Below are 17,854 nucleotides of genomic sequence, written 5' to 3' on the forward strand. Positions count from 1 at the left end.
TGCGTAATATTGGCATATACTTCCAGCTTGTTTCTTAATTATGTGTTTATTTCAAGTTTCAAGTTGCTTCAAAATGTATAAATTTGAGATTATTAACCTGCGATTTTAAAGACAATTTAACAATATTTAACAAAATTTTAACAAAACTTAATAAATGGATTGATATTGTAAATACATAGTGATAATATGTATTTAAATATTTAAGATACGATCAATTGAATATTTAATGTGTCGAAGAACGGAGGAATAATATGAGCAAGGAACACACAGAGAAAAATGCTGCAGTCGAGGGGTTCAAAAATAAACAACTGACCTATAAGATTTCAGTAGCAGTGGGTATATTATTAGTTGCCTGCCTTACTGTTATGATTGCAATTAGTGCAACAATTGCAGCTAAGTTTATGAATAGTAGTATAAGTGGTGAGTTTGATGGAATTGCACAGCAGAATGGTGTATCAGTACAGGAGGTACTTGACAGAGCTTCAGATGTTGCTAATATTCTTCAGAATTATATTACGGAACGTTATGATGATTATGCTAAGACCGGATATACTGGAGAGACAGTTAAGAGTGAAGTATATGATGTACAGTTACAGAAGATGAACAAAGAGATTGAGCAGTTTATGATCAGCGTAGCCAATACATCTGTAACATCTAGTGAAGGCATTGCAGGTGTTGGTGTATTCTTTGAGCCTAATGCTTTTGACCCTGCTATTAAAGATTATACAATCTATGTAAGTGAATCAGATGCACAGAGTGGAAAGGTACAAAGCTATGGTGAGTATTCAAGCTATGGTTCAAAGGACTATTACAAGAGTGCGGCAGCATCACAGCAGAGCAGCTTTACAAGTCCATATAAGGATCAGGGCATCAATATGGTAAGTGCCTCTTTTCCAATTGTATATCATGGTAAGACACAGGGTGTAATTCTTGTAGATATTAATGTTGATACATTCAGCGGACTCCGTTCAACAGACGATAAGTACAATACAATGTATGTAGATGTACTTATGGGTGATGGTACATTTGTATATGACAGCGAATCAGATGAATATGTTGGAAAGAAGTTAAGCGATGTTTTACCAGCTAAAGAATATGCCAAGATACAAAAGGGCATTGATACAGGAAGCAGTTTCAGTGTAACAACTAAGAAGGATGATGGTTCTAAGGTTGAAAGATATTATGCACCTATTAAAGCTGTTAATCAGACCTGGTGGGCAGCAAGTGCATTAAATAAGACAGATCTTGAGCGTAATACGATTATTCTTGTAGTGTTTATGATTGTTATTTCGATTATAACTTTAGTAATTATAATTGTTATCAGCAATAAGCTTATTAAGAAGTACATTAAGCCTATAGATGATGTGGTTGCAGTAGCGGACCAGCTTGCGATGGGAGATTTCTCAGTTAATATTAAGAAGAATTATAATGATGAAATTGGTCAGCTTGCTGAGAAGTTTGATAATATGGCGGGAAGATTAAGTGCAATAATTAAAGACCTAACACGAGGTTTAAAAGAGATGGCAGGTGGTAACTTTAATATATCACCTAATGTAGAACACATCGGTGACTTTAAGGACATTGAAGTTGCTTTAGTAAAAGTTATAACAGATCTTTCATCAACTCTTTCAGAGATTAATGGTGTTGCAGATATGGTAGCTTCCAATGCAAGCCAGCTTTCAGATGGTGCACAGGCAATTACTGAGGGTGCAACGGATCAGGCAAGTTCAGTACAGGAATTACAGAGTACAATTGCTAATGTAGCTGATCAGGTTGATATGAATGCACATAATGCTAATAAGGCTAATGAAATGGCTAAAGCTGTTGGTGACCAGATTATTGAAAGTAATAATCAGGTACAGCAGATAGTTCACGCTATGGAAGTTATCACAGAGAATTCTAAGCATATTAGCAGTATTATTAATACAATTGATGAGATTGCCTCAAGCACTAACCTTCTTGCACTTAACGCTTCGATTGAAGCTGCAAGAGCAGGTGAAGAAGGAAGAGGCTTCGCAGTTGTTGCAACACAGGTTGGTAATCTTGCAGCACAGAGTGCAGATGCAGCTAAGAGCTCTGGTGAACTTATAGTTCAGGCAATTAATGCAGTTGAAGAGGGCAAGGGAATGGTTGATGATGCAGCGGCTAAGCTTATGGAGTCAGTTGAGAAGACTAAAGAACTTGTTGAGAATATCGAGCAGATTTCAGTTGCTTCAGAACAGCAGGCTGAATCATTAAAGCAGGTATCAGAAGCAGCAAGCCAGATAGCAGCTGTAGTAGAAGAGAATACAGCTATGGCTGAGGAAAGTTCTGCAAGCAGTGAGGAACTTGCTTCACAGGCGGACAGATTAAAAGAATTAGTTAGTGCATTTAAGCTTATGAAGTAATATAAAAAGCTGCCACTTTTAGCGGATTGACCGTTAAAAGTGGCTTTTTTATGTCCTTGCACAGTATTTTTTTGATTAATTATGTGATTAGATATTGATTTCTATGACAAATGGTTATATTATATATATAACGTAGTAATCAATACTATGTAATATGAAGATAATTACAGCACATATTAAGAAAGCGTGTGCAGAAAAGAGGATTATTATGGAAAAGATTAAGAAAAATGTATCTAACATAAAGATAAAAGACCCAGGAAGTGCAATAACACATTTTATAGCAATGCTTATGGCGTTATTTGCTGCAACACCGCTTATAATTAAGGCATTGTCAGCACCTGATACAATACATGTTATTTCACTTTCAATATTTATAGGAACAATGATTTTGCTGTATGCTGCAAGTACAACTTATCATACAGTTAATGCAACACCTGGAATTAATAAAATATTAAAGAAGTTAGACCATTGTATGATATCGGTTATGATAGCGGGTTCCTATACTCCTGTATGCTTAGTTGTCCTTCATAACAAGACAGGATATGCACTGTTAGCACTAGTATGGGGAATTGCAATAGTTGGTATTATCTTTAAATTATGCTGGGTAACCTGTCCTAAGTGGATATCATCAGTTCTTTATATTGTTATGGGCTGGGCGTGTGTATTATCATTTACACAGATAATAAATGCACTTCCAACAGCGGCATTTGCGTGGTTGTTAGCAGGTGGAATAATATATACAATAGGTGGCGTCATATATGCACTTAAGCTTAAGGTGTTTAATGCCAGCCATAAGTATTTTGGTTCTCACGAGATATTTCATCTGTTTGTTATGGCAGGAAGCATATGCCACTTTATTATGATGTTTAATTATGTGGCTGTAATGCCTTTAAAGTAGTAAGTTCTTTTAAAAATACACACAAATTATGGAAATAGAATTTTATATGTGTTATCCTCTATAATCGGGTCTGTAACTATTGTTGCAGACCCGATTATAGGTTGTCAGACCAACGAACGGAGGATTAATATGTTATTTTCAGATGTCGATGCAATTGCTAAGGCAGCGTCGAATAAGGCAGAGTTATGCAACAACCATTTCGGAAAGTATTTTATGCGCTCTATTATGGCAGGCTTCTATATTGTTGTTGCAACAATTTTATCGAATGTGAGTGCGGCAGTACTGCTTCCAACTTATCCACAGTTTGGTAAGCTTTTAGGTGCATTTTTATTCTCAATTGCAATTGTACTCGTCGTATTTATGGGAGGAGAATTATTTACAGGTAATAATTTTGTTATGGCGATTGGCGCATACAATAAGACGGTTTCAGTAAGAGATCTAATAAAAGTATGGGTTGTAAGCTATATAGGTAACTTTGCCGGTGCATTTATTCTTTCGGGTTTATTTGTATATAGTAAGGCTTCACACACAATAATGGTTGATTATTATAACAGCTTTATATATTCTAAGATTTCAGCAGGTTCCATGGAACTTTTAGTAAGGGGGATTCTTTGTAATTTCCTTGTATGTATGGCAGTATTAGTTGGTACTAAGTTAAAGACAGAAAGCGGCAAGCTTATAATAATGTTCTGTATTATTATGGCGTTCGTAGTTGCTGGTTTTGAGCATTGTATTGCTAATATGAGTACATTTTCTATTGGATATATGTTACTTGGTGATATTGGCACAGCTTCTGTTATCAAGAGTATGATTATGGTGACAATCGGCAATATGCTTGGCGGAGCAGTGCTTCTTGGAGTGCCGGTACAGATTATGAAAGCAGAACACTAAAATTAAAGTCATTAGTAATGAATAAAGCATGAAAGGATTAGTGAGTTGTATGAAAGAAAATCTTAAAAAGCTTGCAAAATATTATAAGCCATATTTAGGCACATTTATTATAGATATGATTCTTGCGATGATGTCTGCGGCGGTGGCACTTGTCATACCGCTTGTTGTAAGATATATAACTTCTAAGGTTGCCTATATGCCGGCAGATGAAGCGTCTAAGGCAATATTTACAATAGTTGTGATATTATTCGTGCTTGTTCTTGTGCAGTGGGGGTGTAATTATTATATATCTAATTACGGACACGTTATGGGAGCTAAGATTGAATACGATATGAGGGCTGAGATTTTTAACCACTACCAGAAGCTTTCTTATTCATTTTATGACGACCAGAAGGTTGGACAGTTATTATCAAGGATAACTTCGGATTTGTTCGATATAACAGAGCTTTTACACCACGGTCCTGAGAATATAACAATATCACTTATTAAGATTGTAGGTGCACTTGTTATATTAAGCACTATAGATGTAAGGCTTACGCTTACCGCATTTGTGCTTGTGCCTGTTATGCTTGTATTTGCATATTTCCTTAATAAGAAAATGAAGCGTGCATTTAAAAGAAACCGTATCCGTATAGGTGAGATTAATGCACAGATAGAAGATAATCTGTCAGGAATACGTGTTGTTAAATCATTTGCTAATGAGGATATAGAGTGCGGTAAGTTCAAAAAAGGCAATGATTTATTCTTAGAGTCAAAGAAAGACAGCTATCATTATATGGGAATGTACAATGCCGGACTTACAGCATTTACAACTATGATTAATGTAATTGTAATAGCAGTGGGCGGTATAGGAATAACAAGAGGCTGGGTTAATATTACAGACTTCGTAACATTTTTATTGTATATAAATATATTTACGGAGCCGGTAAAGGTACTTATTGATTTTACAGAACAGTTCCAGAACGGTTATTCCGGTTATGAAAGATTTCTTGAGATATTATCAGTTGAACCGGATATAAAGGAAAAGCCAGATGCAGTTGAACTTAAAGACGTTAAGGGTGAGATTACATTCGACAATGTATCTTTTAGATATAAGGACGGAATCGAGGAAGTATTATCAGGAATCAGCTTTAATGTTACACCAGGCAGATATGTGGCACTGGTAGGTCCGTCAGGAGCAGGAAAGACTACATTATGTTCGCTTATACCAAGATTTTATGAGGCGACAGAAGGAAGCATAAGAATTGATGGAAAAGACATTAAAGATGTTACTCTTAAGAGCTTAAGGGATAATATCGGGGTTGTCCAGCAGGACGTATATCTGTTTATGGGAAGCATTAAAGAGAATATACGATACGGAAAGCCAGATGCTACCGATGACGAAGTAATTGCAGCGGCAAAGCTTGCCAATGCACATGAATTTATAGAAGCATTTGAAAATGGATACGACACGGATATAGGACAAAGAGGTGTCAAGTTGTCAGGTGGACAGAAGCAGAGATTATCAATAGCAAGGGTATTTCTTAAAAATCCACCTATACTTATATTTGATGAGGCAACATCAGCACTTGATAATGAAAGTGAGCAGATTGTACAGGAGTCGTTAGAGAAGCTGGCTAAGAATAGAACTACATTTGTTATAGCCCACAGACTTACTACAATAGAAAATGCTGAGGAAATATTTATGCTTACAGATGAGGGGATTAAGGAAAGAGGAACTCACAAGGAGCTTATGGAGTTAGATGGTGAATATGCTCATATGGTTAAAATTCACTCAGCTAACTAGAAAAAGTATTGAAAATGTGTTATACTAATCATAGTTATAACGAAAATGTTAATCGCTGTATATTATTGTATGGCTGATTACAATATATGGAGGATGACGTATATGGAAATGTGGGATATATATGATGCCAACAAAGAAAAGACAGGCAGATTAATGAAAAAGAATGACTGGCAGCTTAAAGATGGAGAATATCATCTTACAGTGTTAGGTGTCATAGAACGTCCGGATGGAAAGTTCCTTATTACACAGCGTGTTATGACTAAGGCGTGGGCTCCTGGCTGGTGGGAAGTATCAGGCGGAGCGGCTCAGGCAGGTGAGGAGTCAATTGATGCAGTAAGACGTGAGGTTCGTGAAGAGACAGGAATTGACGTTACAGATGCCAGAGGTGGATATGTATTCACCTATAAAAGAGAGAATCCTGGCAAGGGCGACAATTATTTTGTAGATGTATACAAGTTCATTAAAGATGTTAAAGATGAGGACATACATATACAGACAGAGGAAGCCTTAGGGTATAAGTTCGTTACCAGAGAAGAGCTTAAACAGATAGCAGCAACAGGAGAATTCCTGCATTATGACAGTATTAAGCAGGTATTTGAAGATTAGATATTGGATTAAGTAAGAATTGCTGTTATTAAGTGAATATTTGTACTTGATTTATAAAATGTATTTATAATAGAAGAAGCACCAGCAGATTTATTCTGATGGTGCTTTTTAGCTATAAGAAGTAATAAAGCTTAAGAAAGGAATGTGGTATGCTTAAATATTTAAAAAAGTATTGGTTCTTTGCTCTGCTTGCACCTGTATTTATGATAGGTGAGGTTTCTATGGACTTGTTACAGCCGGAGCTTATGAGCAGAATAATTGATGACGGTGTATTGGGGCTTAACAATGGCGGGGTTGGCAATCTTAATACAGTAATTACCATCGGGCTTAAAATGATAGGATTTGTGGCACTTGGTGGTATCTGTGGCATTATGTCCGGTGTCTTTGCCAATCTTTGTGCACAGCAGTTTGGTAATGATGTAAGAAAAGCTGTCTTTAAGAGAATTATGGAATTCTCTTTTGAACAGACTGATAAATTCTCCACAGGTTCTTTAATTACAAGGGTTACGAATGATATAACACAGCTTCAGAATTTTGTAATGCAATGCCTGAGAGGTTTTGTGCGTACAAGTATGCTGTTTATCGGTGGTATAGCGTGTATGGTGTCACTTAATATGGAATTTGGAATAATAATTGCGTGTGCACTTCCGTTTGTTGCAGTATGTGTTGTATATTTCATAGCCAAAGCCAATCCTAAGTTCACAGTGTTACAGAAGAAGCTTGATAAGGTTAACAATGTAATGCAGGAAAATGTGTCTGGTGCAAGAGTTGTAAAGGCATATGTCAAGGAAGATTACGAGACAGAAAGATTTGAGAAAGCTAATAATGAGCTTGTTTCAACACAGCTTGATGTGCTTTTACTGCTTTCTTATATGACACCTATTATGAATATTATATTAAATCTTTCAGTTGTTGCGGTTATAAAGGTTGGTGGAATACAGGTAAGTGCAGGAAGTGCAACGCCTGGTAATGTAATGGCGGCGATTACATATTGTTCACAGGTGCTTAATGCGGTTATGCGTATGACGATGATATTTCAGACAGCTTCAAGGGGAATTGCCTCAAAGAAGCGTGTTATGGAGATAATTAACTGTGATCCGGCAATAAAGAGCGGTACATATAATAAAGAAACTGCCGTTAAGGGAAAAGTTGAATTTAAGAATGTGTCATTTGCATATCCAGGTATGGATAATGAAAATGTTATCGAGAACTTTAACCTTGTTATTAATCCGGGTGAAACTATCGGAATACTGGGCGCAACAGGCTGTGGCAAGTCAAGTCTTGTAAATCTTATACCACGTTTTTATGACGTGACTAAGGGGGAAGTACTTATAGATGGTGTCAATGTTAAAGATTATGATTTGCAGGTTTTAAGGGATAAAGTGTCAATAGCATTACAGAAGCCGGAGATATTCAGCACTACAATAGCAGAAAATATTGCGTGGGGTGATGATAGTGCAGGCAGTGAAAAGATAAGACAAGCCGCTGACATAGCACAGGCAACAGAATTTATTGACAACAGGACAGATGGTATGGATACACAGGTAAGTCAGGGTGGACACAGTCTTTCAGGAGGCCAGAAGCAGAGAGTTGCCATAAGCCGTGCAGTGCTTAAGAATTCAGAGATACTTATATTTGATGATGCTACAAGTGCACTTGATTTAAAGACAGAGGCTGATCTTTATTCAGAGCTGTCGGCAAAGAAATATGATGTAACCAGGATTATAATTGCCCAGAGAATTGCTTCTGTAAAGAATGCAGATAGAATTGTTGTAATGGATAATGGCAGATTAGCAGATGTTGGAAGCCATAGTGAGCTTATAAAGACAAGTGAGATATATAAAGATATTTATGAGTCACAGCTGAAAGGAAATGAATAGAATGGAGCAGAGCAGACAGGCACAGATGAATAATTATAAAGCCTTTGGCAGAAGACCTGGCAACCGCAATCTTACTGTCGAGAAGGCTAAGGACAAGAAGGGTACTTTAAAAAGACTGATAGCATATTTTGCGGCTGAGAAAGCTATGATTATAGGGCTTCTGGCGGCTGTTATCGTTGTAGTAATATGTTCGGTATATGCACCAAAGCTTCAGAGTAATGCAATTGATATTATAGCTTCTGGCAGATTTAAGGAATTAACTCCGATACTTATAACAATGGTGGTTGTATACATAATACATAGTATATGTACATTTTTACAGACCAAGATAAGTGCGGTATTAAGCCAGAATATCGTAAAGAAGATGAGAGAAGATTTATTCAGGCACATAGTTAATCTTCCTGTAAGATACCTTGACAGTAACAGCCACGGAGATATTATGAGCCGTATGACTAACGATATTGAGAATATATCAACAACAGTTTCGCAATCGTTAAGTTCGATGTTCTCAGGCGTATTAACGATTATTGGAACAGTTATAATGATGACTGTATTATGTCCACAGCTTGCACTGTTATCGTGCGTTACTGTAATTCTTACAGTGATTGCAACTAAGTTCTTATCTAAGGCCATGAAGAAGTTCTTTACGAAAAGACAGGTGCTTTTAGGTAATCTTAATGGAACGGTTGAGGAGATGGTTACAGGTTATAAGTCAGTTGTTGCATATAACAGGCAGGAAAATGTCATAAAAGACTTTAACAATGTGTCGGATGAACTTACAAGGGTTGGAATTATAGCAGAGATTCTTGGCGGTTCAATGGGACCAGTTATGAATGTAATCAATAATATAAGCTTTGTTATTATTGCGGCATTTGGCGGATATTTTGCCATTAACCATATTATATCTATCGGTGTTATATCTGCATTTATCGTATATGCGAAGCAGTTTGGAAGACCAATTGATGAGCTTGCACAGATATATGGACAGATACAGACAGCCATAGCGGGGGCAGAGAGAGTATTTGCAGTTATGGACGAACCGCTTGAAGATAAGAGTGGTGATAAGAATATGGATAAGCTTGAGGGCGTTATTAAGTTTAAAGATGTCAATTTCTCATATACCAAGGACAAGCAGGTGCTATATGACTTTAATCTTCAAGTTAAGGCAGGACAGAAGGTGGCACTTGTAGGCTCAACAGGAAGCGGAAAGACAACAGTTGTCAATCTTTTAATGAGATTTTATGACGTTGACAGCGGAGAGATATTAATAGATGATGTTAATATAAAGGACATAGATTGTGCCACACTCCGTAAGAACACAGCGATTGTATTGCAGGATACTGTATTATTTGCAGATACAATAAAGAACAATCTTAAGTATTCCAATGAAGCGGCAACTGATGAGCAGATGTATGCCGCTGCGGCTATGAGCAACTGCGATACTATGATTAATAAAATGCCATTAAAATACGATACAGAGCTTATGGCAGAGGGTGAGAATATATCACAGGGACAAAGACAGCTTTTATCAATAGCAAGAGCATTTCTTGCACAGCCTAAGATCCTTATATTGGACGAGGCGACATCTAACGTGGATACAAGAACTGAAAAGCATATTCAGGATGCAATGCTTAAGCTTATGGAGAACAGGACAAGTCTTATAATAGCTCATAGATTGTCTACAATACAGGATGCTGACATAATCGTTGTTATGGATGAGGGGCATATAGTTGAAGCAGGCAATCATAAAGAACTTCTTAACAAAATGGGAAGATATTATAAATTATATATGACACAGTTTGCAGGACAGACAATATAGGTGTATAATTATCTATTACATAAGATTTGTGATGATGCACAGATTGAATTATAGATAATATATGCAGGAATGGTGATGGTATGCGTACAGAGAAAAAATCAAGCATAAAAAATAGTGCAACAAGGTTGATACTGATAGGGCTTCTTGTTCTTATACAGACTGGCTGGATGATATTTTTAATGATGAAGCTGAATACATATTCAACTGCCATAACATTGCTTCTTACATTTATAGCAATGTTTATTGCCCTTAAAATATTTGGAACACACGTTAATGCGGCACAGAAAATGCCCTGGCTTATCGTAATAACTGCAGTTCCGTTTTTTGGAATATGTATATATCTGCTATTTGGACGTTCTATTGTAACTAAAGGTGTTAGACGTTCATTTAATAATATTGAAACGAATGTGCTTACCCTCTTAAAGCAGGATAATGGCATAATAGATGATATAGCCAGCAAGGACAAGGGCGTAGCTAACCAGTGCAGATATATAAGCAATACAGCAAGATATCCTGTATACAGCAATACAGATGTAAAATATTATCCAACTACTGATGTAAGCTTTGAGGCACAGCTTGTTGAACTTGAAAAGGCAGAGCATTTTATATTTATGGAATATCACGCTATTGAAGATGCTGAAAGCTTTGCAAGGCTTAAGCATATCCTTGAAAATAAGGCACAGAGCGGTGTGGAGGTAAGAATATTCTATGACGATTTAGGAAGTATTTTTTTCCTTAATAAAGAGTTCATAAAACAGATGAGGCAGAAGGGCATACAGTGCCGTGTATTCAATCCACTTAAAGTTATTGTAAATATGTTTATGAATAACAGGGATCACAGGAAGATAACCGTTATTGACGGCAAGGTAGGCTTTACAGGTGGATATAATCTTGCAGATGAGTATTTTAATATAACGCACCCATATGGTTACTGGAAGGACACAGGAATTAAGCTTCAGGGTGATGCGGTAAAGAGTCTCACAGCAAGCTTTCTTACTATGTGGAATGCCATAGAACATACTGATAATGATTATAATAAATATCTTGATGCGACAGATGGTACATATAAGGCAGTTATGAAAGACTGTTATGTACAGCCATATTCAGATAATCCATTAGGACAGGACAGAATTGGTGAGGACGTGTACCTTAATATTCTAAAAAATGCCAAGGACTATGTGTATATCACAACTCCGTATCTTATTATCACTGATGAGATGGAAAGAGAGTTAAGGCTTGCGGTTAAGAGAGGTGTTGATGTAAGAATTGTCACACCGGGAATACCAGATAAGAAGCTTGTATACAGAATTACAAGGTCTTATTATGAGCCACTGTGTTCGGCTGGCGTGAGAATATATGAGTATACACCAGGATTCTGTCACGCTAAGCAGTGGGTATGTGATGATGAAGTATCTGTTGTTGGCACAATCAATATGGACTACAGAAGCTTATATCTTCATTTTGAAAATGCAGTATTTATATATAATAAAGCGACGGCATTAAGTGTAAAGCAGGATATGTTAAATAACTTTGAGGCAGGACACGAAGTGACAGCTGATTATACTAAAGATGTTATTAAGCCATTAAGACTTGGGGTATGTATGTTAAGAATGATATCGCCTTTATTGTAAAATACTTGCAACAAATGTAAAATAATATATAATATTAGTGGCAAATTACATTTATCATTATAAGTGGTTAGATAATAAGTAAGAACAACATTTTGTGTCTATTGTTAGTACCTGGAGGAGGAACAGTGAGAGAAGAATTAGTAGCCGTAAAAGTAGACCACCCATTGGGAAGTACAGACGAGGATAACCCCTCGGTTGTGTATCCGATTAATGTCGGATACGTTATCAATGATAAGGATCTGGAATTCAAACCGGTAACAGATGACCAGAGAGTGTATCTTGTAGGTGTTGATGTTGCTGTTGATGAATATTCAGGTGTTCTTATTGCAGTTGCAAGAAGGAGAGATGATTCAGGAACAGTGTGGGTCGTTGCACCTGAGAACATATTATATACCAAACAGCAGATAGAAGAAATGATATATTTTAAGGAGCAGTATTATGACAGCTTCATTGAAATGGTCGATGAGGAGATGTGGGACGCTTATGATGCCAATGAGAATAAGTTAGGTTTTGAAGTTCGCAGAAGTATGGCAAAGTCACTTCCAGAAGGCGTGTACCACATAGTTGTTATGGTGTATACAGTTACAAAGACAGGAAAGGTGCTTACAACGCAGAGGTCGCGTAACAAGACGAATTCTTTAAAATGGGAAGTTACAGGAGGTTCTATTATCAGCGGTGAAACACCTAGGACAGGAGCGGTAAGGGAACTTCTGGAAGAAACGGGAATTAAGAAATTGCCAGAGGATTTAATTGAACTTTATAGGTATACTGATGATGCAAGACATTGTATATATTATGGTTATCTTAATGTATGTGACGATGAGGAACACGTTAAATTACAGCAGGGTGAAACTATGGACTATATGTATATGCCATATGAGGAATTCATTGATTTCATAATGTCAGAGAGGTTCATTCCGTCAGAACAGAGGCGTTTTAAGCTTCATAGTGAGCATATAGTAAAGCAGATTAAGCAGGCTTGTATGGTACAGTAATAAATTTAATATAATCAGAAGGGAGAGTCATATGTCATTTAAGGAACTTGTATTAAAGAACCGTTCATATAGACGTTTTTTTGAGAATAAGAAAATAGAAAAGGACGAGCTTGTAAATCTTGTTGATATAGCAAGAAATACAGCTTCAGGTGCTAACAACCAGCCTTTAAGATATAAGGTTGTGTGTGATGAGGAAAGCAATAAAAAAGTGTTTGACACATTAAAATGGGCAGGTGCGCTTCCAGACTGGGATGGCCCTGTTGAGGGTGAAAGACCAGCAGGCTACATAATAATATGCAGTGCTTCAAGCGTATCAGCATCAAGAGATGAGGGAATAGCGGCACAGACAATACTTCTTGCCGCCAATGAGGTTAATCTTGGAGGCTGTATGTTTGCAAGTGTTAATATTCCTAAGCTTAACGAAGAACTTTCAATTCCAGAGGGTATGACAGCAAGACTTGTTATTGCATTGGGATATCCTAAGGAACAGGTTGTTATTGATGAAGTATCTGAGGGAGCGAATCTTAAGTATTACAGAGATGACAATCAGGTTCATCACGTACCTAAGTTAAAGTTAGAAAATGTATTATTATAAATTATAAGGAGAATGCAGAGTTTAAGCCTTTGCTTGGATTAACAGGAAACAGGCTTACATTCTGTGAATAGTTATAAAGAAACAGGCGGGATATTAAATCCCGCCTGTTTCTTTGCTTAGTGAATAATTGTTACTATAACTGAGTAATCAGTATAATTTAATCTTTTGTTGCTAATTCCAAAAAGATATTATTATTCTATCACTGTAAATACTATAAATCAAGTTCAATTAATCTGTAGTTGCGGCAAGATGTCTGTATTATTGAGTTCAAATTTTAATCAAAATTTTATCATTTTTTATTCATAGTTTATATTCAGTGAAGCCTATTTTGCAATGGACCTGTAATTCCTTATAAGCAGCGGAAGTTCAGCAATAAGCATACCAATCCAGCCGGCAAGGTATGATAATGGGAGGGCTTCAATTCCTATGCCCATTACAAGAACGAGTGGGATAGCGGCTATAACACGTACGCCCATATTGATAAAGCTGCTTAAAAGTGTAATCTTTAAATCGCCAATTCCACGGAAATATCCCTGTATGCCGTTAGTAGCGGCTGGGAGTATATACATAAATGAGATAAGGCGCAGATACTTAACACCATGCAGAATAACTTCTTCATCTTTAACAAACAGAAGCATAAGTGGTCGTGCAAGTATAAAGCACACGGCAAAAAGAATAATTCCATATATGAATTCAAGCACCATACCACATTTAAAGCCTTCTTTCATACGTTTTTTTTCATTAGCACCTTTGTTCTGAGCCATAAGTGCAGTCATAGCGTGGCCGATATTCTGCTCAGGAGTATACGCAAAATCATCAATTCTGTTGACAACAGCAAATGCAGCGGCTACGGACACGCCCATAGTGTTGACGATTGCCTGAATGCCAATCTTTCCTAACTGGACAGTTGCCTGCTGCATAGCGGATACCCAGCCGTAGCTTATTGTCTTTTTAAGAAGTGAATTGTCAAATACAAGCCATTTTCTGCCTAGCCTTAATATCTCGACACGCTTTTGTATGTATATAATACAGAATACACAGCACATCATTTCGCTTATTACAGTTGATATTGCACAGCCGTTGCTTCCCATTTTAAGGACAATTACAAAGAACAAATCTCCGAAAATATTAAGCAGTGAGCTTGCAATAAGGAAGTATAAAGGAGTCTGGCTGTCGCCTAATGCCCTTAATGTGCTTGAAAAGAAATTATATAAAAATGTAAATATCAATCCTAAAAATATAATTCTCATATAAGAAACAGTTAAATCCATAATAGATGGGTCAACCTGTAACAATTTAAGAATAGGTCTTGAAAAGATAATGCAGCACAGGCTTAATATTGCAGAGAATACAGTGCCTGAAAGCATTGTTGTGCTTATTTGTCTTTGAAGCTTGTTGTAATCTTTAGCTCCGAATTGTGTACCCATAAGTATGCTCGCACCCATACACAGACCATTTAAGAATAAAATCATAAGAGTCATTACAGGGTTGCATATACCAACAGCCGCAAGGGCTTCTTTACCTACGAATTGTCCTACAATAATACTGTCGACAGCGTTATATGTAAGCTGGAATAAGTTACCGAGGACTAACGGTATTGTAAATCCAACAAGGAGAGGCATAATTTTACCTTTTGTTAAATCTTTAGTCATAATTAATCTCCTATCCTGCCCATAACAGGGCTTGTTAAGTTTATGATATTTTGCTAAAGATTTATTATAAGACAGTTGCTTTAAATTGAAAAGAATTATATTATACTAATGTAAAAAAAGTGTACGCAGAAATGGAGATTATTATGAAAGTTACCCGTGAAGATATGCAGCTTTACGCCGTTACAGATACGCAATGGCTTAATGGCAGGGATTTCTATGAAGAGATTGAGAAAGTCCTTGCGGCAGGAGCTACATTTTTGCAGTTAAGAGAAAAGGATTCGACACACGAGGAGATTGTAAAAAAAGCATTGGCAATTAAACCGATAGCAAGAAGATATGGTGTGCCATTTGTTATAGATGATGATATATACGCGGCGTTAGAGGCAGATGTTGACGGAGTTCATATAGGACAAAGTGATGCAAGCTACGAAACAGCAAGAGAGCTTCTAGGACCTGACAAGATAATAGGAATGACAGTAAAGACACCAGAGCAGGCGGCAAATGCGGCAAGACTTGGTGCTGATTATGTTGGAATGGGAGCTGTATTTCATACAAGCACGAAGAAAGATGCCAAAGATTTAAGCAGGGATAATCTTCTTAAGCTTACAGCTATGCTTGATATGCCGATAGTTGCAATTGGAGGCATTAATTATGACAACTGTGATTATTTAAAGGATACAGGCGTGGACGGAATTGCTGTTGTATCGGCGATATTTGCAAGTGATGACTGCTCGGAGGCGACAAGAAAGCTTTATAAGAAGACAAGAAAGCTGTTTAATTATAATAAGAACATAATATTTGATATGGATGGAACACTTGTTGACTCTATGCCGTTCTGGAAGAATAGTGCAAGGGAATATGCCATTTTAAGAGGTGCTAAGCTTCCAAAGAATTTTGATGAGATAACAGGAGTTATGGACCTTTCGGAATATGCGGCTTATCTGCAAAATGTTCTTGGGATTGATACATCGCTAGAACAGATAACAGAGGCAGCAGTTGATATTATGAATAAGCATTATGCAAGTGATATTCCTGCAAAGAAGGGAATGATAAAGCTTATAAGAAGAGAATATGAGGCTGGAAGCAAGCTTGTAATATTCAGTGCTTCCGATACTTCCAGTGTGGAAATTCTTCTTAAAAGGTTAGAAATATATGAATGTTTTGATGGAATATACACAGTATATGATGTCGGCATAGGAAAGAGTGATAAGGAAAGCTATAAAAAGGTTGCCAGGTCAGCAGGAATGGATATATCTGATACGTGGGTGTATGAGGATATTCTAAGAGGCGTTCGGGCGGCACATAATGCTGGATTGAAGGTGTGTGCTGTATATGATAAAGACTCGGCAGATGACTGGGATGAGATATGCAGTATTGCAGATAAATGTATAATAACCGGATAATATGGATTGAAATGGAGAATATATGAAGAAGAAAGTTGTTGTAGGTATGTCAGGAGGTGTTGACTCATCTGTTGCCGCATATCTTTTAAAAGAGCAGGGTTATGACGTCATTGGCGTTACAATGCAGATATGGCAGGACGATGCAGTAGAAACAACAGAGAATGGCTGTTGTGGAATATCTGCTGTAGATGATGCAAGACGCGTGGCTGGACAGCTTGATATACCTTATTATGTAATGAATTTTAAGAATGAATTTAAGAAAAGTGTAATTGATTATTTTGTTGATGAATACAAGAGGGGAAGAACTCCTAATCCTTGTATTGCCTGCAACAGATATGTCAAATGGGAATCGCTTCTTAAAAGAAGCCTTGATATAGGTGCTGATTATATAGCAACTGGACATTATGCAAGAATAAGCCAGCTTGATAATGGCAGATATGCAATTAAGAATTCGGTTACAGCTAAGAAAGATCAGACATACGCACTTTATAATCTTACACAGAGTCAGCTTGCACATACTCTTATGCCAGTTGGAGATTATACTAAAGATGAGATAAGAAAGATTGCGGCAGATAATTATCTTATGGTTGCAAATAAGCCGGACAGTATGGAGATATGTTTTGTTCCTGATAATGATTATGCAGGATATATAGAAAGAACTACTGATTATAAGTCAGTTCCGGGCAATTTCGTTGATGTTGATGGTAATGTAATCGGAAAGCATAATGGAATTATCCACTATACTGTTGGACAGAGAAAAGGGCTTGGACTTGCTATGGGACATCCTGTATTTGTTGTTGCAGTAAGACCTGATACCAATGAAGTTGTTATTGGTGAGAATAAAGATGTGTTTACTGATACATTGTATGCTGGGAATCTTAATTTTATGGCAATTGAAGCCCTTAAAGAGCCAATGAGAGCAAGAGGAAAGATACGCTACAGCCATGAGGGTGCAGACTGTACAATAAGAATGATTGATGATAACACGCTTGAGTGTAAGTTTGATGAGCCACAAAGGGCAGTTACACCAGGACAGGCACTTGTATTATATGATGGTGAATATGTTCTTGGTGGAGGAACTATCATATAATGAGCACAAAAGAAAAGGAAGCGGCTGCGAAGCAGACATTTACTTTTCTTGTGCCATTAACGAACGAACAGTCGTGCGAAGCAGGACGAGAGAGTGCGATAGCACGGGTTCGTGAGTATAGGGTAGATATAATAACGTTAAAGAAATAAAGAAAAGGAAGCGGCTGTAAAATTTTCTTGACAATTACTATGTCTGCTTTATAATATTTCATATTGGATAGA

At 37.0% G+C, this 17,854-nt stretch carries 14 protein-coding genes; 13 read left to right on the top strand and 1 reads right to left on the bottom strand.

All coding sequences use genetic code 11. The features are described 5' to 3' along the window. The first annotated feature begins 251 nt into the window (after positions 1 to 251). The 10 genes from C7390_RS03970 to C7390_RS04015 all read left to right on the top strand — a co-directional run bounded on the left by C7390_RS03970 (position 252) and on the right by C7390_RS04015 (position 13,488). Entirely contained in the window at positions 252 to 2,387 is a 2,136-nt protein-coding gene (locus C7390_RS03970; RefSeq protein WP_116443647.1) for a methyl-accepting chemotaxis protein, read from the top strand. 208 nt (positions 2,388 to 2,595) lie between these two features. Further along, positions 2,596 to 3,285, top strand: a complete 690-nt coding sequence (gene trhA, locus C7390_RS03975; RefSeq protein WP_055306436.1) for a PAQR family membrane homeostasis protein TrhA — start codon at positions 2,596 to 2,598, stop codon at positions 3,283 to 3,285. A 129-nt stretch (positions 3,286 to 3,414) separates the two neighbouring features. Further along, complete coding sequence (locus tag C7390_RS03980) at positions 3,415 to 4,176, top strand: formate/nitrite transporter family protein (protein WP_055306437.1); 762 nt, start codon at positions 3,415 to 3,417, stop codon at positions 4,174 to 4,176. 49 nt (positions 4,177 to 4,225) lie between these two features. Next, positions 4,226 to 5,962, top strand: a complete 1,737-nt coding sequence (locus tag C7390_RS03985; RefSeq protein WP_055175529.1) for an ABC transporter ATP-binding protein — start codon at positions 4,226 to 4,228, stop codon at positions 5,960 to 5,962. A 102-nt stretch (positions 5,963 to 6,064) separates the two neighbouring features. Further along, positions 6,065 to 6,568, top strand: coding sequence for an NUDIX hydrolase (locus C7390_RS03990; protein ID WP_022502879.1), 504 nt, complete (start codon positions 6,065 to 6,067; stop codon positions 6,566 to 6,568). A 149-nt stretch (positions 6,569 to 6,717) separates the two neighbouring features. Then, entirely contained in the window at positions 6,718 to 8,448 is a 1,731-nt protein-coding gene (locus C7390_RS03995) for an ABC transporter ATP-binding protein (RefSeq protein ID WP_318295552.1), read from the top strand. A gap of 1 nt (position 8,449) precedes the next feature. Then, entirely contained in the window at positions 8,450 to 10,267 is a 1,818-nt protein-coding gene (locus C7390_RS04000; protein ID WP_022502877.1) for an ABC transporter ATP-binding protein, read from the top strand. An 80-nt stretch (positions 10,268 to 10,347) separates the two neighbouring features. Continuing rightward, positions 10,348 to 11,898 carry a cardiolipin synthase gene (gene cls, locus C7390_RS04005; RefSeq protein ID WP_116443648.1) on the top strand — a complete coding sequence of 517 codons (1,551 nt, stop codon included), beginning with the start codon at positions 10,348 to 10,350 and terminating at the stop codon, positions 11,896 to 11,898. 125 nt (positions 11,899 to 12,023) lie between these two features. Then, the gene (locus C7390_RS04010) at positions 12,024 to 12,893 is read left to right on the top strand and encodes an NUDIX domain-containing protein (RefSeq protein WP_090139483.1); all 870 of its coding nucleotides are present in this window, start codon (positions 12,024 to 12,026) and stop codon (positions 12,891 to 12,893) included. Positions 12,894 to 12,924: 31 nt separating this feature from the next. After that, on the top strand, positions 12,925 to 13,488 hold the full coding sequence (locus C7390_RS04015) for a nitroreductase family protein (RefSeq protein WP_116443649.1): 564 nt from the start codon (positions 12,925 to 12,927) through the stop codon (positions 13,486 to 13,488). A gap of 323 nt (positions 13,489 to 13,811) precedes the next feature. On the opposite strand, the gene C7390_RS04020 is transcribed toward C7390_RS04015, so the two are convergent. Further along, positions 13,812 to 15,140, bottom strand: a complete 1,329-nt coding sequence (locus tag C7390_RS04020; RefSeq protein WP_055175522.1) for an MATE family efflux transporter — start codon at positions 15,138 to 15,140, stop codon at positions 13,812 to 13,814. 143 nt (positions 15,141 to 15,283) lie between these two features. Here C7390_RS04020 and thiE point away from each other — a divergent pair, with 143 nt between their 5' ends. From thiE to C7390_RS13585, 3 genes are read left to right on the top strand one after another with little or no spacing between them, the layout of a single operon-like run. Continuing rightward, on the top strand, positions 15,284 to 16,543 hold the full coding sequence (gene thiE, locus C7390_RS04025; protein WP_116443650.1) for a thiamine phosphate synthase: 1,260 nt from the start codon (positions 15,284 to 15,286) through the stop codon (positions 16,541 to 16,543). Between the two features lie 22 nt (positions 16,544 to 16,565). Beyond that, a complete protein-coding gene (mnmA, locus tag C7390_RS04030) occupies positions 16,566 to 17,633 on the top strand; it encodes a tRNA 2-thiouridine(34) synthase MnmA (RefSeq protein WP_055175518.1) in 1,068 nt (355 codons plus the stop codon). Continuing rightward, positions 17,633 to 17,782 (top strand): hypothetical protein, encoded by a 150-nt coding sequence (locus C7390_RS13585; protein WP_022502870.1) that lies wholly within the window; start codon positions 17,633 to 17,635, stop codon positions 17,780 to 17,782. The genes mnmA and C7390_RS13585 overlap by 1 nt, the downstream gene beginning before the upstream one ends. The last annotated feature ends 72 nt before the right edge of the window (positions 17,783 to 17,854 follow it).

This window comes from Bacteroides galacturonicus, from assembly GCF_003096855.1.
Classification (GTDB): Bacteria; Bacillota; Clostridia; order Lachnospirales; family Lachnospiraceae; genus Lachnospira; species Lachnospira rogosae.